The sequence below is a fragment of the Pseudonocardia sp. ICBG1293 genome, assembly GCF_020131355.1.
Classification (GTDB): Bacteria; Actinomycetota; Actinomycetes; order Mycobacteriales; family Pseudonocardiaceae; genus Pseudonocardia.
In genome coordinates this window covers 83,980-104,926 of record NZ_JAHLEL010000022.1, presented here as the reverse complement: position 1 = coordinate 104,926, position 20,947 = coordinate 83,980, and the positions used below count along the sequence as shown (strand labels likewise).

General features: G+C 66.1%; 20 protein-coding genes and 2 pseudogenes. 8 read left to right on the top strand and 14 right to left on the bottom strand.

Annotation, left to right across the window (positions count from 1 at the left end; translation table 11 throughout):
- Positions 1-11: 11 nt before the first annotated feature.
- Positions 12-1,748 carry an IS1634 family transposase gene (locus KPF47_RS12220; RefSeq protein ID WP_224388982.1) on the bottom strand — a complete coding sequence of 579 codons (1,737 nt, stop codon included), beginning with the start codon at positions 1,746-1,748 and terminating at the stop codon, positions 12-14.
- Between the two features lie 261 nt (positions 1,749-2,009).
- Positions 2,010-2,195 carry a helix-turn-helix domain-containing protein gene (locus KPF47_RS12215; protein ID WP_224389007.1) on the bottom strand — a complete coding sequence of 62 codons (186 nt, stop codon included), beginning with the start codon at positions 2,193-2,195 and terminating at the stop codon, positions 2,010-2,012.
- Positions 2,196-2,480: 285 nt separating this feature from the next.
- Here KPF47_RS12215 and KPF47_RS12210 point away from each other — a divergent pair, with 285 nt between their 5' ends.
- The 3 genes and pseudogenes from KPF47_RS12210 to KPF47_RS12200 all read left to right on the top strand — a co-directional run bounded on the left by KPF47_RS12210 (position 2,481) and on the right by KPF47_RS12200 (position 4,750).
- Positions 2,481-2,963 (top strand): hypothetical protein, encoded by a 483-nt coding sequence (locus tag KPF47_RS12210; RefSeq protein ID WP_224388981.1) that lies wholly within the window; start codon positions 2,481-2,483, stop codon positions 2,961-2,963.
- A 454-nt stretch (positions 2,964-3,417) separates the two neighbouring features.
- A pseudogene (locus KPF47_RS12205) lies at positions 3,418-3,540 on the top strand (transposase); the annotation flags it as partial.
- Between the two features lie 364 nt (positions 3,541-3,904).
- Entirely contained in the window at positions 3,905-4,750 is an 846-nt protein-coding gene (locus tag KPF47_RS12200) for an IS5 family transposase (protein WP_224386179.1), read from the top strand.
- Positions 4,751-4,781: 31 nt separating this feature from the next.
- Here the strand turns inward: KPF47_RS12200 and KPF47_RS12195 are convergent, their stop codons facing one another.
- The 3 genes and pseudogenes from KPF47_RS12195 to KPF47_RS12185 all read right to left on the bottom strand — a co-directional run.
- Positions 4,782-5,375, bottom strand: coding sequence for a plasmid pRiA4b ORF-3 family protein (locus tag KPF47_RS12195; protein ID WP_224386178.1), 594 nt, complete (start codon positions 5,373-5,375; stop codon positions 4,782-4,784).
- A 579-nt stretch (positions 5,376-5,954) separates the two neighbouring features.
- Positions 5,955-6,497 carry a hypothetical protein gene (locus KPF47_RS12190; protein ID WP_224388980.1) on the bottom strand — a complete coding sequence of 181 codons (543 nt, stop codon included), beginning with the start codon at positions 6,495-6,497 and terminating at the stop codon, positions 5,955-5,957.
- 187 nt (positions 6,498-6,684) lie between these two features.
- Positions 6,685-6,897 (bottom strand): annotated as a pseudogene (locus KPF47_RS12185) (helix-turn-helix domain-containing protein); the annotation flags it as partial.
- A gap of 298 nt (positions 6,898-7,195) precedes the next feature.
- Here KPF47_RS12185 and KPF47_RS40860 point away from each other — a divergent pair.
- Complete coding sequence (locus KPF47_RS40860; protein WP_224389005.1) at positions 7,196-7,750, top strand: GNAT family N-acetyltransferase; 555 nt, start codon at positions 7,196-7,198, stop codon at positions 7,748-7,750.
- A 252-nt stretch (positions 7,751-8,002) separates the two neighbouring features.
- On the top strand, positions 8,003-8,848 hold the full coding sequence (locus KPF47_RS12175; RefSeq protein WP_224387003.1) for an IS5 family transposase: 846 nt from the start codon (positions 8,003-8,005) through the stop codon (positions 8,846-8,848).
- 31 nt (positions 8,849-8,879) lie between these two features.
- On the opposite strand, the gene KPF47_RS12170 is transcribed toward KPF47_RS12175, so the two are convergent.
- Positions 8,880-9,473, bottom strand: coding sequence for a plasmid pRiA4b ORF-3 family protein (locus KPF47_RS12170; protein ID WP_224386178.1), 594 nt, complete (start codon positions 9,471-9,473; stop codon positions 8,880-8,882).
- 587 nt (positions 9,474-10,060) lie between these two features.
- Positions 10,061-10,558, bottom strand: coding sequence for a hypothetical protein (locus tag KPF47_RS12165; protein ID WP_224388979.1), 498 nt, complete (start codon positions 10,556-10,558; stop codon positions 10,061-10,063).
- A gap of 377 nt (positions 10,559-10,935) precedes the next feature.
- Here KPF47_RS12165 and KPF47_RS12160 point away from each other — a divergent pair, with 377 nt between their 5' ends.
- Entirely contained in the window at positions 10,936-11,358 is a 423-nt protein-coding gene (locus KPF47_RS12160; protein ID WP_224388978.1) for a hypothetical protein, read from the top strand.
- Positions 11,359-12,030: 672 nt separating this feature from the next.
- On the opposite strand, the gene KPF47_RS12155 is transcribed toward KPF47_RS12160, so the two are convergent.
- From KPF47_RS12155 to KPF47_RS12140, 4 genes are all read right to left on the bottom strand, one after another.
- Positions 12,031-12,603 (bottom strand): hypothetical protein, encoded by a 573-nt coding sequence (locus KPF47_RS12155; protein ID WP_374108835.1) that lies wholly within the window; start codon positions 12,601-12,603, stop codon positions 12,031-12,033.
- Positions 12,488-13,465, bottom strand: a complete 978-nt coding sequence (locus KPF47_RS12150; RefSeq protein ID WP_224388976.1) for a methylenetetrahydrofolate reductase — start codon at positions 13,463-13,465, stop codon at positions 12,488-12,490. The genes KPF47_RS12155 and KPF47_RS12150 overlap by 116 nt, the downstream gene beginning before the upstream one ends.
- A gap of 164 nt (positions 13,466-13,629) precedes the next feature.
- Complete coding sequence (locus KPF47_RS12145) at positions 13,630-14,295, bottom strand: hypothetical protein (protein WP_224388975.1); 666 nt, start codon at positions 14,293-14,295, stop codon at positions 13,630-13,632.
- A gap of 660 nt (positions 14,296-14,955) precedes the next feature.
- Positions 14,956-16,077 (bottom strand): site-specific integrase, encoded by a 1,122-nt coding sequence (locus KPF47_RS12140; RefSeq protein WP_224388974.1) that lies wholly within the window; start codon positions 16,075-16,077, stop codon positions 14,956-14,958.
- Between the two features lie 543 nt (positions 16,078-16,620).
- On the opposite strand from KPF47_RS12140, the gene KPF47_RS12135 reads away from it, so the two are divergent.
- On the top strand, positions 16,621-16,986 hold the full coding sequence (locus tag KPF47_RS12135; protein ID WP_224388973.1) for a hypothetical protein: 366 nt from the start codon (positions 16,621-16,623) through the stop codon (positions 16,984-16,986).
- 285 nt (positions 16,987-17,271) lie between these two features.
- Here KPF47_RS12135 and KPF47_RS12130 read toward each other — a convergent pair whose 3' ends face one another.
- On the bottom strand, positions 17,272-18,153 hold the full coding sequence (locus KPF47_RS12130) for an IS5 family transposase (RefSeq protein ID WP_224386601.1): 882 nt from the start codon (positions 18,151-18,153) through the stop codon (positions 17,272-17,274).
- A gap of 294 nt (positions 18,154-18,447) precedes the next feature.
- Here KPF47_RS12130 and KPF47_RS12125 point away from each other — a divergent pair, with 294 nt between their 5' ends.
- A complete protein-coding gene (locus KPF47_RS12125) occupies positions 18,448-19,041 on the top strand; it encodes a plasmid pRiA4b ORF-3 family protein (RefSeq protein WP_224386178.1) in 594 nt (197 codons plus the stop codon).
- A gap of 31 nt (positions 19,042-19,072) precedes the next feature.
- Here the strand turns inward: KPF47_RS12125 and KPF47_RS12120 are convergent, their stop codons facing one another.
- Together KPF47_RS12120 and KPF47_RS12115 are read right to left on the bottom strand one after the other, a co-directional pair.
- Positions 19,073-19,918, bottom strand: a complete 846-nt coding sequence (locus KPF47_RS12120) for an IS5 family transposase (RefSeq protein ID WP_224386179.1) — start codon at positions 19,916-19,918, stop codon at positions 19,073-19,075.
- A 12-nt stretch (positions 19,919-19,930) separates the two neighbouring features.
- Positions 19,931-20,788 (bottom strand): alpha-ketoacid dehydrogenase subunit beta, encoded by an 858-nt coding sequence (locus tag KPF47_RS12115; RefSeq protein ID WP_374108834.1) that lies wholly within the window; start codon positions 20,786-20,788, stop codon positions 19,931-19,933.
- Between the last annotated feature and the right edge of the window lie 159 nt (positions 20,789-20,947).

The window sequence follows — 20,947 nt, the reverse complement described above, 5'->3', positions numbered from 1 at the left end:
GTTGTTGCTGGTCAGCGGGTCGCGGCCGGGTCGAGGTCGAGGTCGAGGATCCGTGGGGGCAGTGTGAGGTCCAGCGCGGTGTGCAGGCGGCGGGCCTCGGGGCTGGGCGGGGTGGTCTGGCGGAACAGCCCGGCCGGGCCGGTGTAGGTGCCGACGTGCAGGCGTTGGAGCTCGTCGCGTGCGCGTGGCCAGGTCAGCGGCTGCTCGCCGGTGGCGGCTTGGGTCTCGACGATGCGGGCCAGGAGCAGCGCGAGCCAGCGGAGCAGCACGTGGGCGCGGATGCGTTGTTCGAGGCGGTGATAGACCGGGCGCAGGTCGAGGACCTGCTTCATGTCCCGCCAGCCGCGTTCGACTTCCAGGAGCTGCTTGTAGCCCAGTGCGATGTCCTCGGTCGTGAGGTGCGGATCGCTGGTGCGCAGCAGGTACTTCCCGTCCAGGCGTGCGTCGGCGGTGATCTTGGCGGCGTCGACGCGGAGCAGCCCGCCCGAGGTGACGCGCAGGAACCTGTTGAGGCCGGGCTTGGTGGAGATCACCCCGCGCAGCTCGGCCCGCTTCGTCGCGCTGAGCCGGTCGGTGTCGGCGATCATCGCTTCGAGTCGCTCGACGAGGTTCGCCCGGACCGCGGCGTCGCGTTCGGCGGCCTGGGGGTTGTGGCAGACCACGAACCGCTCGGTGTCGCTGATCTTGACTTCCTTGACCCGCAGGTTCGCGCTCACCTCCTGGTAACGGCCCTGCCGAGACACCGCCGCGACCGCCTCCGCCGAGCCCGAGCGGAGCTTCTCGCCCAGGATGTAGCCGCCCGCGCCGGCGGCGAGGTGTCGACGGTTCTCCTTCGAGGTGAACCCGCGGTCGGCCACCCAGATGACCTTCCCCAACGTCCAGTCCCGCAGGTCGTCTTTCACCTGCCGGATCAGCGGGGAGTCCGAGGTGTTGCCCGGCCAGCACCACACCCGCACCGGGATCCCGTCGCGGGTCACCGCCATCCCGACCACCACCTGGGGCAGGTCGTCGCGGGAGTCCTTCGACTTCCCCCGGCTGCGGAACCCCGCCTGCCCGGTGGCCCCGGCCGGGGGCTCGCTGCCGTCCGTGCTGCCGTCCGTGCCGCCGGTGTCCTCCGCGACACGGCCGCGGTCGTCGCGCCAGACCGGGGTGTCGCCGTCCTCGGTCTCGAAGTAGGTGCTGGTGGTGTCGAAGAAGATCAGATCGACCTCGAGGTTGAGCAGGTGCGCTACCGCGTCGAACACTCCGCGCGCGAGCGTGTCCTCCACGGCGATCAGCCAGTCCATCGCCCGGTAGCAGGCATCATCGGACACCTGCTGCAGGCCGGGAACGTGCACGTCGTGCGCGATCCACGACGTGGCGGCCAGCTTCGACGACGGCGCCAGCGCCCGGTTCGCCACCAGCGCGAACAGCACCCGCTCCACCACCGGATCCCGGCGGGTCCCCGCCGCCAACCGGCGCAGCAGGGTGTCGATCCCGAGCCGGTGCCACAGCCGGTCGAGCAGCCACGCCCCGCCCAACGGGCGAGACTCGCAGAACTCCAGGCCCGGCACCCCGACCGCGCGCGCCCGATCCGGGCCGCCCGCAATGGCGGGTTCGACGCCGACCACGCGGGTCAGCGCGCCGATCAACCGCTCGATCGCGGCCCGGTCGAGCTGGTCGACCCGGCCGAAGGAGTACAGCACCTTCGTCCGCGACGTCTTCGCCGCCGAGTCCCACTCGTTGTGCGCCAACTGCAGGTAGGACACCCGCGTCCCGTCCCGGTTACGCCGAGTCGACATACGCACGAACACGTCACCAGACGCTACACCACCACCAGCAGCTCACATCCACTACATAGCTCATGTCGTGTGACTAGAAAACCCGCCGCGTCGACCAGGCAGGGCCGCGCTGACCTGCACCAACACCCACGATCATGCACCAGATCACACGTTAGCTGCGGAACCCAGGACGGACTCATCAACTGGGGAAGTTCAGAGAGCGAGACTGGCCCACTTCAGAGAGCACCATCAGCCCCGCGCTGCGCGCGCGGCTTCCTCGGCCGGACCTGCCCGGTAGTCCTCCCGGCCGCCGTGGCGGGCGACCTCACGAGAGATCACCGACCGATCCCGACCCAGCACCTCAGCGATATCACACAACCGCCAGCCTGCGGCCAACCCCCGCGAGATCTTCTCCCGATCAGTCAAAGTGAGCACTTCCCGCACGTCATGATCCTGTTCCCCACCGAACAACAAGATCAAGTGCTACGACCGCCTGAGCGCGCCTGGTCGATTTGTGTGGTGCGTTCCTGTTTGTAGCGTACTGAGTGCGTTCACATAGTTACTTCTGGTGGCGATCTTGACGGACGGGGAGGGGTGTGCTCAGATGCGGTCATGAGTACAAAGAGGTGCGCATCTGCGTCTCGCGTTATTGGGGCCGTGTTAGTTTTGGCTGTTTCGATGGGGTCGGCTACGGGGATTTCCGCGGCTGAGACTCCGGCGGTGACGGGGGCGACCTCGAAAGTAGCAGCAGCTACTGGGGGAGTGGATGAACTCGCCTCAGGGCTGGATGTCATCGCCTCTATCCCTGATTCCGCTTTGGTTAGCGACTCAGCGCTTCAACAATGGTTTTTGACATCTGAGGGGGCAAGCCTGAAAGCCCGTGCCGCTACTGTTGGACAGTCGCCGCAGCGGGGGGCTGGGGATCTCGCCGATTGTGCTGCTGCTGTTGGGGGTGTTGTTCTTGGCGTTGGGATTCCAGCGGTCCGGCTGTTGAAGATTAAGAAGTTGATCAGCGAGTTGGGCGGCGTGTGGGAGTCAGCGAAGCTTCTTGTCGGTGCGGGTAATGCGGCCGAGAAGGGTGATGCGGTGCTGACAGCTCTGGGAGCTTTGGTCGGTGAGCTCTCGGGAATCTCGGGGGTAGTCAAGGCATGCCCGAAGCTGTTTAGAGGTCATTTCAGAACGAGGTCGACGTGTCTGTTGTAGACGACAAGCGGCTATCTGACCTGCCGTTTGATCTGTCGTCGAGGGGTCAATGGAAACTCGACAAGTCGTTCTGAAACGACCTCTTAAGTGATGCATCCCATAGTCAAAGTCTGGCCGCTTTTTGTCTCCGGCCTGTGCCTGGTGGCTGCCGCCGTCGCATTAGCCTTAGAGTGGTGGAAGCTTGCAGGAGGACTTGCAATTGCATGCCTGCTGATCTTGCTGCTAAGGATGACGGGCGCAGGTGGTCACGATCGCTTCGTTAAAGATCGCGGTGCTGGCAAACTAAGCAAGCAGGATATCGCGGCGGTCCGCGCTTACAGAAATAAGAACCCGGGGGCGAGTTTGGCGGATGCGGTGAACGCCGTAATGAAGGATCGGTAATTGCCCCGAGCCTGCTGTGCAGGTTCTTGCCTTGCTACGCGCGCCGAAGCTGCGGACGCGATCCTCGGATGCCGCCGGTGACGTGGAGATCGACGTTCCGAGATACAGGGCCAGCATTTTCGAGCCGCAGATCGTGAAGAAGCGTCAGCGGCGCTTCACGGCTGTGGACGAGGTCGTGCTGTCGCTGTATGCAAAGTCGCCGAGCCCGAGCCCGAGCCCGAGCCCGGTCCCGGGCTTGCTCCGGCGGGTGGGCCCCCGGTCGTGCCGTCTGGTGTCGCGGATGCGCGGGTGGTGCGGGAGTGGGCTCGCTCGCAGGGTTACACGGTGGGGGAGCGGGGTCGGCTCCCGGCGGATGTCCGGGCTGCTTAGAGGTCGTTTCAGAACGACTTGTCGAGTTTCCATTGACCCCTCGACGACAGATCAAACGGCAGGTCAGATAGCCGCTTGTCGTCTACAACAGACACGTCGACCTCGTTCTGAAATGACCTCTTAGAGGTCGTTTCAGAAGTCGGCGTGTCGGTCCTGTGTGGATCGGCGCTGGTAGCTGATCATGTCCGGTCGTGGCGCGGCGATCTTGTGTCGAGCGATTGGTGAGCGACGAGCTGTGGGCGCTGGTGGAGCCGCTGCTGCCCAAGCCGCGCAAGCACAAGCGGGGACGGACAGGCCGTCCGCGGGTGCCGGATCGGGCCGCTCTGGCCGGGATCGTGTTCGTGCTCAAGACCGGGATCAGCTGGAACGCGCTGCCCGCCGAGCTCGGCTGTGGGTCCGGAGTGACCTGCTGGCGGCGGCTACGGCAGTGGCAGCAGGCCGGGGTCTGGGCCCAGCTGCACCGGGTGATGCTCGACCGCCTCGCCCAGCAGGGCCTGCTGGACTGGTCGCGGGCGGCGGTGGACAGCGTGAGCGTGCGGGCCAAGCGCCGCGGCGAGGCCACCGGGCCCTCGCCGACCGATCGCGGGAAGGCGGGCAGCAAGTACCACGTGCTCTGCGACCGAGGCGGGCTCCCGCTGCATGCGCTGGTCACCGGGGCGAACACCCACGACAGTCGGATGCTCGCCCCGCTGCTGGACACCAACCCCGGCGTCCGCGAACGGGCGGGACAGCCGGGGCGTCCGCGACGTCGGCCGGACAAGGTGCACGCCGACAAGGGCTACGACTATCCCCGCTGCCGCCGCTACCTGAGTGGGCGTGGGATCGGGGTGCGGATCGCCCGGCGCGGGATCGAGGACTCCACCCGGCTCGGGCGGGTCCGCTGGGTCGTCGAGCGCACCATGTCCTGGCTGCTGGACTTCCGCCGCCTCGCGCTGCGCTACGACCGCGCCGAATCCACGATCACCGCGCTGTTATCGCTGGCCTGCGCCCTGATCTGCCACCGCCGCCTCACCAAGCCGAAGCCGAAGCCGAAGTGATGGTCGACCCAGCCCTCGCTGAGGCACTCGCCTACGAGGTCGGGGCCAGCGGCCGCCAGGCCAGCCACTCCAAGGCCCGGTCGGCCTCGTCAGGGTCGAAGCGGTGCGGGTCGAACGGCCCGCCCGCCCACTCCAGGCGCTCGGCGCGGTCGGGATGGTCAGGGTCGGCGAGCACGGCCTGGAAGTCCTCATACCCCCCGATCCCGCCGACGTCCTCGGGCGGGCACGCCCCCTGCCCGGCGACGCATCGCGGATAGCACACTCCCGGCTCGACGGCCGCGACCGCCTCGACGGTGATCTCGTGGGCCCAGTTGTCACCGAAGTCGTAGACGTAACCGAACCGGTCACCAGCCTTGACCAGCCGAAACAGCTTCTCTTTCGTCTCGTCGGCGACATCCTGTCCGGGCCAGTCCGGGTCTGGGATCCCGTAGCGGCGCCCGACGATCTCGAACTCGTGCAGATGAGAGTTCGTCCAGCCCATCACTGACTGCACCACCTCGTGTAACACCGCCAAGTCGACCTCGCCCGGCACCTGCACCCGACGCCGGACCGCCGGCACCACCTCGGTCAGGACGATCTCCAACTCGAAAATCTTCGTCTTCTCAGACACACGAGGCGCGACCATCAGCCGATGCTGCCAGCCCCGCCGTCACCGGCAGAACCGGGCCCACCACTTCTGAAACGACGTCTAAGTGGGTATCGCAAAATCCGGTCCCGCAGAACGGGGCACTGCGCTGCGCCAACCCGCGGAGCTGCCGCGACGCTTCCGGTCCTCACTCGCTGGAGCGGGCTCCGGTCCGGGTCGCCTTGCCCACGAGCCGCACCGGCACCCGAGGAACGCTCACCGGTTTTCCTCCCAGTACTTCTCGATCGCCTCCGTCAAGCTGTAGGAAGGATTCCTTTCGCGCCACTTACGCAGCTCGACCGGATCGATTCTCCTAGCCTTCTCCGTTGTCGACGCCGCCTCCCGATTCCTTTCGGAACGAGAGGTCTCGGACCGCACGAACAACCGCGGGCCGAGCAACGCCAACGCCCCTACCCCGAGGCAAAAGCATGCGAGAGGCAAAACTACCCCCTCTCCAGCGAATAGGGCGCCGGCTCCGGCAAGGCCGCACAGCAGTGCAATACCGCCACCGCCGATACATATCGACGAGCGCTCACGTGTCACAACTAACCCCGCAAATCGCTACGCGTCGAACGGCGCTCAAGAGAAACACTGAGTACGCACCGCAGTAATTCCAAGCAGCTCCGCCCCCAGAGCAGCCACCGGACCCCCGATAGCCTGGATCTTCTCCCACGCGAAACTCGCGCCCCAGAAAGTCTGAACAGCTTCCCTGATACCCCCCAACTGCGCAATCAACTTCTTGATCTTCAAGATCTTCGCGGCAGGAACTAAAACGCCGCCTACCGCGACGCCAATCGCCCCCACGCAACCAATAACACTGGCACGGGACTGACCTCCAGAATCAGGATAGTTCGCCCTCAACCAGTCCTGGGTAGCAGAATCCCCCCGATGAAGAACCGAGTCGGGGACCGAGTTGACGCGCTCCAGAAACAGCGTCAAACCCTCAACTCTGTCTCGCTCTTGCCCCGAATCCGTCGCCAAAGAATAAAAATTATCTTCCGGAGCCGGGGAGGCAGCCGGGACCTCAGCCGAAGCGACCCCTGTAGCTAACCCCATCGAAACAGCCACTACCAACACAGTTCCGATAACGCGGGACGCGGATGCGAACTTCTTCGTACTCATTCCCGGATGCGAACACGCCCCCCCCTCACTCGTCAAGGACCACCACCAGGGGTAAGCACATGAACACACTTAGTACGCCGCAAGAAGACACGCACCGCACAAATCACCCACCCACACCGCAAACCTCCTCCTGGCCCTGCTGAAAAGGCATGGAACTCTGGCCACGAGGATCCGGTTGGCTCCGCCTCGGCCACTGCACCAGCAGCGCCCGTACCTGCGGCTCGTAGGCATCAGCGACCGAGCCCCGCGACACGCGCTCGTACTTCGGTGGCCCCTCCGAGCGCAGCGCCGCCCGCACCGTGTTCCGGGCTACCCCGAGCCGGCGGGCGATTTCCTTGATCGGGACACCCTCGGCCCGATGCAGACGACGGATCTCCGCCCAGTCCTCCACGTTCAGCACCTCCCCAGCGTTGGGAGGGGTCACGATTCCCGGAACGCCAGGGGGTCAGATTTCAGGATCCGTCGACACCCCTCGAAGAACCACACGCTTCACCCTTACGGGCTATATCGACATGGACTGACGTACGCGAGAGTCAGGCCTCACCCCCTACAGGGAAACCACAGAACGGATCAACGCCACATTCGAGGACCCACACAAGGAAGCGCCTCATCCCGTGCACAAAAACGCCAATCGAATTTCTACCGCGACTCTTCTCAAAACCAACTATCAAACCGTCACGATATCGCCCTGCAAAGAAATGGACGCGGCCACCATCAGTGGGTGGTGGCAATCAGCACACATCGACGGACTATTTCTGCCATACCCGCGCCTCGCGAAAATTGGGCACACGTCCATCCAGTCGAGCACAGTCTCCCAGTACCTAGATTTCTGCCGAAAGACCAACGACGCAACCCCATACCTGGTCTGCATCGGCAACCAGGCCTTCGGGTACCTTGAAACCTACCAATCGATACACAGCCCGCTGACGCCACACCCAGCAATATCGACTACAGATCGCGGAATTCATTTCATGATCGGAGACCCACGCCACATCCAGCAAGGCTGGGGGACCCGCATCTTGACGCGTGTCGCAGACATGCTCTTCGACACCCATGCCGATATGGGTCAAATAATGGCCGAACCTCTCGACATTAACACTAAAACAAAACAGCTCTGCACAAGAATTGGTCTCACTGAAATTGGCCGCATCGATATCGGTCACAGAGTGTCTCGGCTCTATGTTCTCAGTAGAGGACAATGGCACCAACGCCGAGATACCAGAAAACGACCCCACCTGATCGCACCCGTCTAACAACAAGTACCGACATCAGCACCGCGAACACCGAACCGGAGCCACTACCATTCAATCCTAAGATCACCCAGATACTCCGAAGAGGTGATCAAGTGGGCCATGATCGGCCTCATGGACCGACGCCGCGCACCCCCACCCGGCCAACCCCATGACAACCAAAATCGGCCCCCAAAACTCCTTCTTAGAGGTCGTTTCAGAAGTCGGCGTGTCGGTCCTGTGTGGATCGGCGCTGGTAGCTGATCATGTCCGGTCGTGGCGCGGCGATCTTGTGTCGAGCGATTGGTGAGCGACGAGCTGTGGGCGCTGGTGGAGCCGCTGCTGCCCAAGCCGCGCAAGCACAAGCGGGGACGGACAGGCCGTCCGCGGGTGCCGGATCGGGCCGCTCTGGCCGGGATCGTGTTCGTGCTCAAGACCGGGATCAGCTGGAACGCGCTGCCCGCCGAGCTCGGCTGTGGGTCCGGAGTGACCTGCTGGCGGCGGCTACGGCAGTGGCAGCAGGCCGGGGTCTGGGCCCAGCTGCACCGGGTGATGCTCGACCGCCTCGCCCAGCAGGGCCTGCTGGACTGGTCGCGGGCGGCGGTGGACAGCGTGAGCGTGCGGGCCAAGCGCCGCGGCGAGGCCACCGGGCCCTCGCCGACCGATCGCGGGAAGGCGGGCAGCAAGTACCACGTGCTCTGCGACCGAGGCGGGCTCCCGCTGCATGCGCTGGTCACCGGGGCGAACACCCACGACAGTCGGATGCTCGCCCCGCTGCTGGACACCAACCCCGGCGTCCGCGAACGGGCGGGACAGCCGGGGCGTCCGCGACGTCGGCCGGACAAGGTGCACGCCGACAAGGGCTACGACTATCCCCGCTGCCGCCGCTACCTGAGTGGGCGTGGGATCGGGGTGCGGATCGCCCGGCGCGGGATCGAGGACTCCACCCGGCTCGGGCGGGTCCGCTGGGTCGTCGAGTGCACCATGTCCTGGCTGCTGGACTTCCGCCGCCTCGCGCTGCGCTACGACCGCGCCGAATCCACGATCACCGCGCTGTTATCGCTGGCCTGCGCCCTGATCTGCCACCGCCGCCTCACCAAGCCGAAGCCGAAGCCGAAGTGATGGTCGACCCAGCCCTCGCTGAGGCACTCGCCTACGAGGTCGGGGCCAGCGGCCGCCAGGCCAGCCACTCCAAGGCCCGGTCGGCCTCGTCAGGGTCGAAGCGGTGCGGGTCGAACGGCCCGCCCGCCCACTCCAGGCGCTCGGCGCGGTCGGGATGGTCAGGGTCGGCGAGCACGGCCTGGAAGTCCTCATACCCCCCGATCCCGCCGACGTCCTCGGGCGGGCACGCCCCCTGCCCGGCGACGCATCGCGGATAGCACACTCCCGGCTCGACGGCCGCGACCGCCTCGACGGTGATCTCGTGGGCCCAGTTGTCACCGAAGTCGTAGACGTAACCGAACCGGTCACCAGCCTTGACCAGCCGAAACAGCTTCTCTTTCGTCTCGTCGGCGACATCCTGTCCGGGCCAGTCCGGGTCTGGGATCCCGTAGCGGCGCCCGACGATCTCGAACTCGTGCAGATGAGAGTTCGTCCAGCCCATCACTGACTGCACCACCTCGTGCAACACCGCCAAGTCGACCTCGCCCGGCACCTGCACCCGACGCCGGACCGCCGGCACCACCTCGGTCAGGACGATCTCCAACTCGAAAATCTTCGTCTTCTCAGACACACGAGGCGCGACCATCAGCCGATGCTGCCAGCCCCGCCGTCACCGGCAGAACCGGGCCCACCACTTCTGAAACGACGTCTAAGAGGTCATTTCAGAACGAGGTCGACGTGTCTGTTGTAGACGACAAGCGGCTATCTGACCTGCCGTTTGATCTGTCGTCGAGGGGTCAATGGAAACTCGACAAGTCGTTCTGAAACGACCTCTAAAGAAGGTGGCCGTGAGGGCGTGGGTCAGCAACGGGGTGCTGCGGAGTCCGACCAGGCGTCCGGCTAGGAGGGTGCAGCCGAGTATGCGGGTGGCGTAGGCGGCTTCATGTCGTTGCCATGCCTGATTTTCTGGGTCGGGCCGACATGATCGCCAGGCGACCTTTCCGAGAGTGGCAACCGGATTCATGAGCAAGTAGGATAGCGCGGCCGACGCGATCATCCGAAAAAATGATCGACCCGGTACTGCCGGTGTCTGTCTCCGGGAGAATATTGCGCCGGCGAGCAGCGTTCCCGCCAGTACGGGGAGGGTGCCGATGAACTCGATGGCGACCAGGGTGGCTATTCCGATCCATTTCCCTTTAATGAGAAACCTCGACTTCGAGGAGCCTTTATCGTTCACCGCTGCGCCATGTCTCCGCACTTGGCGATGACGCCGTCGATGCCGATAATTTTCTGGAGGATCGTGAGTGCCTCCTCGCCGAGTACCGATGCATCAGGGTTATGTCGCGCGGCGTCGAGCGCGGCCTTCCATGATCCGTAAAGCGCCTTAGCGCTACGGATGATCTTGATGATCTTCGCTGCGGGGATTCCGGTGGTGATGATGAATTCGCCCAGTGCGGCGACGCAGGCCGCGACCCCGGCGGGGTTGAGTCGATCGTGGGAGGCGTTTCGCAGGAGTGCGTCCCGGACGGCGTGCGGGTTGTCGCGCTGATCTGCCGGGACTGATGCCAGGGCTCGTTCCAGCTCGGTCGCGATCCACTCCAGCGCCCGCCCGATCTCTTCATCGCTAGCACCGGGTGGGAGTGGGACAGCAGGTGTCGCCGCCGTTCTGCTGATCCCAGCTGGCGAGATCGCTGTCTGGGTGGGTGCCGCGGCAGCGAATCCGGTGGTCATGCTCATGGGGGTGGCTACGACCAGTGCCAGGGTGATGACGCGTTGGATGCACCTCTTTGTGTTCACCCGCCGGATCCGAACATGACAGCCGTATGAGCGTCAAGATCGACTGGGTGACGCAACTACTCGACTACGGAAGATCCTCGCCAGGAGAGAAGTTTCCCCGCGAGTGAGGAGCATCGTCGGATTTGTCCTTTTAGGATTGCGGTCGCGGTGTTTGCATATTCTGTCGTTTTTGCGTTGGTCGGGGTGATGGCGCACTTAGAGGTCGTTTCAGAACGACTTGTCGAGTTTCCATTGACCCCTCGACGACAGATCAAACGGCAGGTCAGATAGCCGCTTGTCGTCTACAACAGACACGTCGACCTCGTTCTGAAATGACCTCTAAGCGCTTTACCGTGGCCCAGCAGTACAACACCGGTCTGAGCCTCCTCGGGGCGGTCTTGTTCGGGACGGGCGTCCGATCGACGAGCATCCACGACGAGGTCCGCGGTCAGATCGAAGAGGCGTTCGGTGGGCAGTCACCACTGTTCGCAGCCTTCATCCGCTTCAGCGAGAAGACGGCCCAGGACGGCCGACGACTGGGTCGGCTTGCACATGAGCTGGAGGAAGACCTGGCCGACCAGCCGTCGTGGTGGCAGGAGCTGCGGGACGGCAAGCGTGCGGGGCCCAGGATCTCTGCCACTGCGGCGTCGGTCGCGGGCGACTACCGGAATCTTGCGCTCGAGGTCCTGACCGTCTTGCGGGCGGCCGAAGAGGTCGAGGCGACGAACGCCAGCAACGAGGAAGAGGTGTCCTGATGAGCCTGGCGGATTCGTTCGGTCAGTCGGCCCGAGGGTTGGTCCGTCCCGGCGAGCGGCCAGCGCGCCGAGCGACAGAGCCTGCCACGACGGCCGCATCACCCGCTGCACCCGTTGAGGCGGAGCCAGTGACTGAGCGTCAAGGGGGCGAGCAGCCTGAGACCCCGTCGGTGGTGGAGCCGGCCACTGGGACCGCAGCCGGGCCAGCCGGGGGCGTGGAGCAGCACTCCGATGCACAGGATGTCGCTGACCCGAGTCCTGAGACAGGCTCCGGCTCTACGGCAACCTCCCAGTCCATCGTCTACGTCGCACCGGCCGTCCGAGAGGCTCTCGACGCACTCCGGAAGAGGGATCGCCGAACGAATGCTGAGCTGGTCTTCGACGCTCTCGACCGCACCCGGCACCAACTCGTGGAGCTGATAGCCCGTCAGAACCGGCATCAGCGGCCCGCTACCAGCCTCTTCGGCTCACGCCCGGGCCGCACACGACCGCGGTCGATCTCACCCGAAGAGCGAACGGTGCCCTTCACCTTTCGTGCGACGGCCGCCGAGCTCACTGTGATCGACCGGCTTGTCGAGAACTCCGGCGCAGCTTCGCGGAGTGCACTGGTGGCCGTCGCGCTCGAAGCGGTCTACACCAGGGGTCATCGCCGACGCCGATGAGCAGAGGCAACTACCTGGTCAGCCGCCTATAGCGGTGCCGAATCTCGTCGACTGAGATCGCCCGCGCCGGTAGGGCTACCTTTCGAAGAGATCGCCCCCCGAGGTACATATCCCAGTCGGTCTCCTCGAGGCCGTGACTGCCCGACCGGAGGTGGTAACTCATTCCCGGACCTCGGAAGGCTTCGTTCTCGGTGGGCGGCCAGCTCTCAGAGGGCAGCCCGGTGTCGCCGAGGCCATAGAGCTCGTAGACAGGGGCCGCACCGAGGTAGGCCAGGAACTCTCCTTGGGGATCGGCGTTGCCGTCGTCGGTGGCACTGCCGACCACGACGCGGCCGGGCGCGACCAGTGCAAGGAGCTGGTTCTGATCGACCGGGAGCGACTCAACGTTGCCGGCGTAACGCCGGTAGGTGTCGGGGAACCAATGAGGGAACTGCTCGGTGATCGCAGAGATCGACTCACCGCTGTCGTCACGGCGGGCCAGCTTCGCGCCGGTGGAACCGGAGTTGTTGGAGATCACCACGGGCAGGCGGGTGTCTTGAGCGCCTGCCCAGAGGGCGGCCTTGCCGCCGCGTGAGTGCCCGATGACCGCGACCTTGCTGGGGGCGATGTCGGGTGACCTGTGTGATCGTCGCGGCGCTGGGGCTCGTCGGCCTCGCGGGACTTCGAGGCGACGACGGTGGCCGAGCACCGCGGTTGATCTCGGCACGGAGCCATCGCGGGACCTCGATGCCGAGCCAGGTCATGAACTCCAGGGTCTTCGCGGACCCACAGGGGGCCAGGGTCAGCACCACCGGGCGTGGGTCCAGGCCTTGGTCGCGGCAGTTGTGGGCGTAGTCGGACAGCAGGTTGCAGGTGCGGTTCAGGTCGTAGCAGATCTGCGAGACGAAGAACTCGCAGCCGGCCTCCTGCTTGCGCAGCATCCGCAGGTGCTCTGTGCCGGCTTCGGCATGACGTTCGGCGATGACGACGCCGCCCATCCGCGGCGGACGGGGCAGAGCGGCGTGTCGCCGGTATGCTTCCGGCAGGCTCGTCCGGACCACCTGGTGCCGGGAGGCCGCGCCGACCAGCACGGTGAGCACCCTGCCTTGGTCGGCTTCCCCCAGCCACTGGTCCAGCTGGTCGGCGCCGTACTTGCCCACGGCGCGGTAGACGATCACCGAGCCGGCCCAGCCGGCGAGGTGGTGATCGAGGAAGTCGGCCGGGTCCATCATCGGCATGAACGGGAACGGTCGTGGCGCCTCGGTGCGGTCGGCCTCGGCGTCCACGTCGTAGAGGATGAGTCCATCGACATGCACCGACTCGAGCCGCGTCAGGGCCGCGGCGGCGATGCTGTCGGCCTGTTCGCGGGTACTGGACTGTCGTGGCGGTGTCAGTCCGTAGAGCAGCACACCGTCATGAGCGCGAGCGAGGAGTTCGGTGGCGGTGGCGATTGGGGCGGAAGCCATCTTTCGATCATGTCAGCCCTCACGGCAGAGCGGGCGGCATCATTTCCCGCTTGGCCGGGTTCGGGCGTTGGCGTCCCCGCGGTCTCCTGAACTCGCCGGCACTCCGCACGCGCCGTCGACTGACCGAGGATCGCCGCCGTGATCGCCGGGCAGCAGCGGCCCGGTCAGGGCCGATCGGCGAGCACCGCCGGGACTGGGGACCGGTCGGCAATGTGGCCGCGCAGCTTCGGCGACAGCAGGTCGGCGACCGCGAGCAGGTCGGCGTGCCGGTCGGCGAGCGGTATGCGGAGAATCGACTCGTTGTGCGCCGCACGGTTCCGGAGCCTGCGGAGGCGGTCGACCGGTTCGTGCACGGCGGTCCGGTCGGTGCCGCGGGGGAACGCACGGTGCAGGCGACGTCGCCAGACGGGGCCCTCGTGGCCTGCCGTGGTCAGCCCGGACCAGAACCCGAAATTCAGCTCGGCGACCACCTTGCCCGACGCCGGGCGTGCGCCGCCGCCGTTCCTGCGGGCCTTGTCGATCGCGATCGCGATCTCGTTCCGCGGCCACCAGTTCGCGTCCTTGCTGCCCCGGATACGCGCCGGGAAGTGCCGGGTCGGCTCGTACACCCAGTGCGGGTCCCCGGGCCGGTCGCGGGCGGAAAGCGCGCGGTCGTAGGCGTTCCGGAGCCCAACCTCGAGGTGTCCGATGTCGTGGAGGAACGCCGCGGCCGCGCGGGCGTTCCAGTCGTACAGTGCGAGAGCTCGGGCGCGGTCGCCGTCGGCCTCGGCGAGATAGACGGCGAACCGGGGTCGGGAAAGCCACTGCTCGATCCAGTCGCCGACGTCCACCACTCGCAGCCTCCCGTGTCCCGGTGTAGCATGGTCGGCGAATAGCCCCGGAAGCCTCTGACCCTCGTAGGTCACGCGACCGGGGCTTTGTACTGTGCGGCCCCGCCGATCCCGGTGCGGGGCCGGACTCCTCGCCGGGACGATCACCTTCCCACGAGGGCTCTACTGCGGGGACGCGGTGGCTCCGTCACCACCGGCCCAATGCCCGCCGCCAGAACCGGCCGATCACGTAGCCACGCGGCCAGGGTCGCGGCCCGGCGGTCGGGCAGCACGTCGATCCGGCGGTAGGTGACCGGATCGATCACCATGGTCATGTAGCGGGCGTCCGCGACGCAGGGCGACTTCGACGACGCTCAACACCGGTGGTGTGGGGGTGGGCGGCAGCGGCAGCTGTCGAGGCCATAGCGCTGCGCGCCGTGAGCTGCAGGACGGAGCCGCTGGCGAGGACCTCTTCGATGACCAGGGACGACAGCCCGGGGAACAGCGCCTCCCCAAGAGCAGGATTGCACCAGCGGGATAGCGGGATGATCACAGAGCCAGCGCGCCACCCGAACGTGACGCGCCGCGGCACCACCGCACCTGTGCCAGAGCCGATGTTCTTACAGGGCCCCCTCTTCTCGTGCGGAGATGTTGCATCCGATGCAACTTCGCAGCTGGGGACTACCAGTCGATGTGCAGCACGGCGTTGTCGACGAACACGTCGTCGACACGGATGTAGTCGGTGATGGTGTCCATGGAGCGGTGGCGGGTCTGGTGGGCGATCGCGCGGTCGGTGGCGCCGCGCAGGTGGGCGTAGGTGACGAACCCGGCGCGCAGCGAGTGCGCGCTGTAGGGGCCGTCGGGCAGCCCGGCGCGAGTGGTGGCGGCGTGGACGAGGTTGTTGATCGACTCGGGGTGTAGCGGCTGGTTCAGGGCCCGGTTGCCGGTGGAGACCTTGCGTAGCACCGGGCCGGTGGTGATCCCGGACAGTTCGAGCCAGGTGTCCAGCGCGGTGAGCGGGCAGTGCTCGGGGCGCTCGGCGCGGGGCAGCCCGACCAGCTCGGGCTTGTCGCCGGTCTGGTTGGTCTTGGACCGGGGCAGGGGCATCACCCGTCCGCGGCGGCCGCTGCGCAGCAGCCGTTCGGGGCCAATCTGTTCGACGGTGAGCGCGGCGAGCTCGGATCGGCGCAGCGCGCCCCAGAACCCGATCAGCAGCAGCGCTCGGTCCCGGGCGCCGGCGAGGGCGGGTTCGTCGGGGCGGTTCTTCCAACTCCGCACGAGTGGGCAGGCGGCGATCGCGGCGTCGAGCTGCGGCGGCATCAGCGGCGGGGCCTGGTCGGGAGGTTCTCCATGGCTGCGACGGATGCCTTCCATGACCGCAGTGACTCGGGAGGTGACCGCGGGGTCAGGCTGGTTGGCAGCCCGATGCGCGGCGCGGATCGCCGAGAGGTGCTTGCCGATGGTGGTGACCTTGGCGCCGGCCTGGGCGAGCGCGATCAGGTAGCCGGAGACGGTGGCGGGGGCCGCGGGCATCGCCTCGAGGCCGTGGTCGCGGCAGAAGCCGGTGAACCCGGCCCACACCGACCGGTAGCCGCGGCGGGTGTTGTCCGCCCGTGCCGCGGCGATGTAGGCGGCCTCGTCGGCGGTCAACGGTGGGTCGGCCATCAGACCGGTCGGTCCGGCCGGCGCCGGCTCCACGACCCGGGGTAGACCGTCGGGGGACGCCGCGGCGGCGTCCGTGCAGTGCTCCGTGCTGTGCTCGGGACCGGGCCGCGGGGCCGGGGTCGGCGGCGGGCTGGTCATCGGGTCTGGTTCCGCAGGCGGGCGGCGACGGCGACGCCGGCCCAGAACCGGGGGTCGGCGGTGCCCCAGGTGCCGGTGAACTGGGAGTTCAGCGGGGGAGCGCAGTCCCCGCACCTTCACCGGACAGCAACCGCGGAACCCAGGCCTCGGAGCCGGTCCAGTTGGCGCCGGCGGCGAAGACCCCGATCCGAGCAGGGGCTGCTGCAGGGAGCCTGTCGGCGCAGCGACCTCCGGAGTCGGCACGGCCGCTGCTGCCCGTACCGCTGGCCAGGCGGCGGAGGAGGAAGCGGGGAGGGGACCGAGGACGTAGAGGCTTGACCTCAGACCGTGGGCACAGTGCGTGACCCTCCCTCAGCGCCGTCGCCCCCGGTCATCACCCACACGAAGGAACCATCACAGGCTGCAGCGCCGATGCGCAGTCGCCACGCCGCTCCTGGGTGATCGTCTTTGACCTGCAGTTCCTCTGACTGAAAGGTCTCGTTACAGCTGGTACGGGCTCCCCCTTCGTATTCGAGTACCAGCACTACCTGGAGGACATGCATGATGTGGAAGAAGACCGGGATCGTCGTGGCAGCATCGGCGGCATCGCTGATGGCGCTCTCCCCGGTGGCCATGGCCCACAGCAGCGGCGACCAGGGTGACGGGATCGACAAGAGCGCCGAAGGCCTGATCGCCGGCCTCAACGGCAACAACATCAACGTCCCTGTCCAGGTCTGCAACAACAACATCCCCATCAACGCGCTCGGCATCCAGATCCCCATCGAGGACCTGGGCCTGGGCAACAGCCTCACCGGCGCACTCGGGATCCTCGGCTCCGGCACCGCCAAGTCCGGACACTCGGTCACCGACCAGTCCGACAACTGCGCCCAGGTCGGCACCGCCGGAGACACCGTCAAGGGCCACAAGTAACACCCCGCACCACCCAGCACTGCTTCGTCGGCGCCCGGTTCTCACACACCCACGCCGACGACCGCGCACCCCGCCCCGCCAGAAGGGCCCGAGTGCGCACCCCGGTCCGCCCGGGCCCCCCACACCAACGCCACGCACAGGGCGCCTCCCAGGGGACCCGGGCGGACCCGCGCTCACGCGAAATTCTGAATCCCAGACCTGGAAGATCTGCTCAGCCGCCCATGCTCACCCGGACGCCCCCGGACCCGCTACCGCAGCGAGATAAGAGCGCCCGGCAATTGATGGTTATCGGAGTCGACGGGTCGTGGGTCGGGTTGTCCAGCGGTAGCGGCTGCGGGCACGGTTGATCAGCCGGCGGATCACGGTGAGCGCGGCGGCGAGGTTGAGGTAGAACTCGACGATGATCTTCCGGCGATCGGTGAACCGGCGCAGCTTGCCGTAGCCGTTCATCCAGGAGTGCGTGCGCTCGATGGGCCACCGTCGTCCTGCCTGGATCGGAGCCGGGACCCCCGTGGTCGCGATCTCGCCGGTGAAGCCCAGGGTGTGCAGCAGAGTACGGGTCTTGCCGGAGTCATAGCCGCGGTCCAGGTGCACGGTCGGGAACAGATCACCACCGTGGGCGTCGCGGTGGCGGGGCAGCGGGCCGATCATCGTCACGATGCCGGTCAAGGTCGGTTCCAGCAGGGGCGAGTCATGGTCGTTGGCTCGCGCCGCGACCAGGTGCAGCGGGATGCCCTGGTCATCGCAGGCCACGGACCGTTTCGTGCCCTGCTTGCCGCGGCCGACAGGGCTGCGGCCGGCCACCTCGCCTCCGCCTGGTGCCTTGGTGATCGATCCGTCGACCGCCAGATCGTCAAGATCCAGGCCGAGTATCTGGTCGTAACCGGCCAGCGCGGTGCGGAGCAGTTCCTCGCTGACTCCCGCGGTGGCCCAGTCATCGAGACGGCGGCGGATGGTGCGGTCCGAGCAACCCGGCGTGGCGATGCGTTCGTAGCCACTACCGTGCACCAGAGCGGCAACGACGTGGTCGAACACGACCCGATCAGAGATCCGGCGACGGTGACAGCCCCACGGATGGGTCGGGTCGAACTCGGGCCGGTCAGACCCGATCAGAGCGGCGAACTCGCCCCACAAGGGCTCGATCAGAGATGCTGGCAGCAGAGGCACGGACTCTCCACACGATCATCAGGACATCAGCAATCCCATGATCACTTGCAGGTCCGTGTCTCTACCAACACCGACACACGGCCACCTCTACTGCCGGACGCTCTAAGAGGTCGTTTCAGAACGACTTGTCGAGTTTCCATTGACCCCTCGACGACAGATCAAACGGCAGGTCAGATAGCCGCTTGTCGTCTACAACAGACACGTCGACCTCGTTCTGAAATGACCTCTTAGACGTCGTTTCAGAAGTGGTGGGCCCGGTTCTGCCGGTGACGGCGGGGCTGGCAGCATCGGCTGATGGTCGCGCCTCGTGTGTCTGAGAAGACGAAGATTTTCGAGTTGGAGATCGTCCTGACCGAGGTGGTGCCGGCGGTCCGGCGTCGGGTGCAGGTGCCGGGCGAGGTCGACTTGGCGGTGTTACACGAGGTGGTGCAGTCAGTGATGGGCTGGACGAACTCTCATCTGCACGAGTTCGAGATCGTCGGGCGCCGCTACGGGATCCCAGACCCGGACTGGCCCGGACAGGATGTCGCCGACGAGACGAAAGAGAAGCTGTTTCGGCTGGTCAAGGCTGGTGACCGGTTCGGTTACGTCTACGACTTCGGTGACAACTGGGCCCACGAGATCACCGTCGAGGCGGTCGCGGCCGTCGAGCCGGGAGTGTGCTATCCGCGATGCGTCGCCGGGCAGGGGGCGTGCCCGCCCGAGGACGTCGGCGGGATCGGGGGGTATGAGGACTTCCAGGCCGTGCTCGCCGACCCTGACCATCCCGACCGCGCCGAGCGCCTGGAGTGGGCGGGCGGGCCGTTCGACCCGCACCGCTTCGACCCTGACGAGGCCGACCGGGCCTTGGAGTGGCTGGCCTGGCGGCCGCTGGCCCCGACCTCGTAGGCGAGTGCCTCAGCGAGGGCTGGGTCGACCATCACTTCGGCTTCGGCTTCGGCTTGGTGAGGCGGCGGTGGCAGATCAGGGCGCAGGCCAGCGATAACAGCGCGGTGATCGTGGATTCGGCGCGGTCGTAGCGCAGCGCGAGGCGGCGGAAGTCCAGCAGCCAGGACATGGTGCGCTCGACGACCCAGCGGACCCGCCCGAGCCGGGTGGAGTCCTCGATCCCGCGCCGGGCGATCCGCACCCCGATCCCACGCCCACTCAGGTAGCGGCGGCAGCGGGGATAGTCGTAGCCCTTGTCGGCGTGCACCTTGTCCGGCCGACGTCGCGGACGCCCCGGCTGTCCCGCCCGTTCGCGGACGCCGGGGTTGGTGTCCAGCAGCGGGGCGAGCATCCGACTGTCGTGGGTGTTCGCCCCGGTGACCAGCGCATGCAGCGGGAGCCCGCCTCGGTCGCAGAGCACGTGGTACTTGCTGCCCGCCTTCCCGCGATCGGTCGGCGAGGGCCCGGTGGCCTCGCCGCGGCGCTTGGCCCGCACGCTCACGCTGTCCACCGCCGCCCGCGACCAGTCCAGCAGGCCCTGCTGGGCGAGGCGGTCGAGCATCACCCGGTGCAGCTGGGCCCAGACCCCGGCCTGCTGCCACTGCCGTAGCCGCCGCCAGCAGGTCACTCCGGACCCACAGCCGAGCTCGGCGGGCAGCGCGTTCCAGCTGATCCCGGTCTTGAGCACGAACACGATCCCGGCCAGAGCGGCCCGATCCGGCACCCGCGGACGGCCTGTCCGTCCCCGCTTGTGCTTGCGCGGCTTGGGCAGCAGCGGCTCCACCAGCGCCCACAGCTCGTCGCTCACCAATCGCTCGACACAAGATCGCCGCGCCACGACCGGACATGATCAGCTACCAGCGCCGATCCACACAGGACCGACACGCCGACTTCTGAAACGACCTCTAAGGTACTCAAAGCAACGCTCACTGATGCGTGCGGATATCTCAGATGCAACGGACGCATAGCCGTGAGACTCAGCTACCACGACGACTTTCCCAGATCGACGGATCTCGGAGAACAAGACTTCGTCATCGATAGGAACCAAAGACCGTAAATCAACGACTCCTACTTCGAGACCACCCTCAGCTGCAACGTTCGCCGCAGCAAGACAAGTCGACACAGACGGTCCGTAACTTACAAGCGTTACATCACGGCCAGCTCGTTTGACTGCTCCCGCCCCGAGCGGGATCTCATTAGCCCTGTCAGATTTGTCGGAACGGACGTAATATAGACGCTTAGGCTCCAAAAACACTACCGGATCACTGCACTGAATCGAGCTCCTTAGCAAGCCGTAGGCATCTTCTGCGCATGAAGGCGCGACCACTCGTAGTCCAGGCGTGTGCGAATAATAAGACTCCGACGAGTCACTATGCTGCTCAACGGCGCCAACGCCACCCCCAAATGGTATCCGAATCACCATAGGAAGATCAAGCCTCCCACGGCTTCGATGTCTCATCTTTGCAACATGGCTAACAATCTGTTCAAATGCTGGATAGGCAAACGCATCGAACTGCATCTCAATCACTGGTCGTAACCCATAAATGGCCATACCAATAGCCATGCCCATGATGCCCGCCTCTGAGACCGGTGTATCGAAACAGCGAGCCTCTCCGAATTTTTTACTCAACCCGTCTGTCACTCTAAAAACGCCGCCAAGAACCCCGACGTCTTCGCCCAAGACAACGACTGAGTTGTCAGCAGACATCTCATCTTGCAACGCGCTGTTCAGTTCTTGAGCCAAGGTAGTGGTCGCGGAAGTACTGGTCACTGATCGCCCTCCAAAGCAACCTCAGCTCGCAGGTGAGACCGCTGCTCTTGCAGTTGCGAAGTAAGCTCCTGATAGACAAACGAGAACATATCGTCG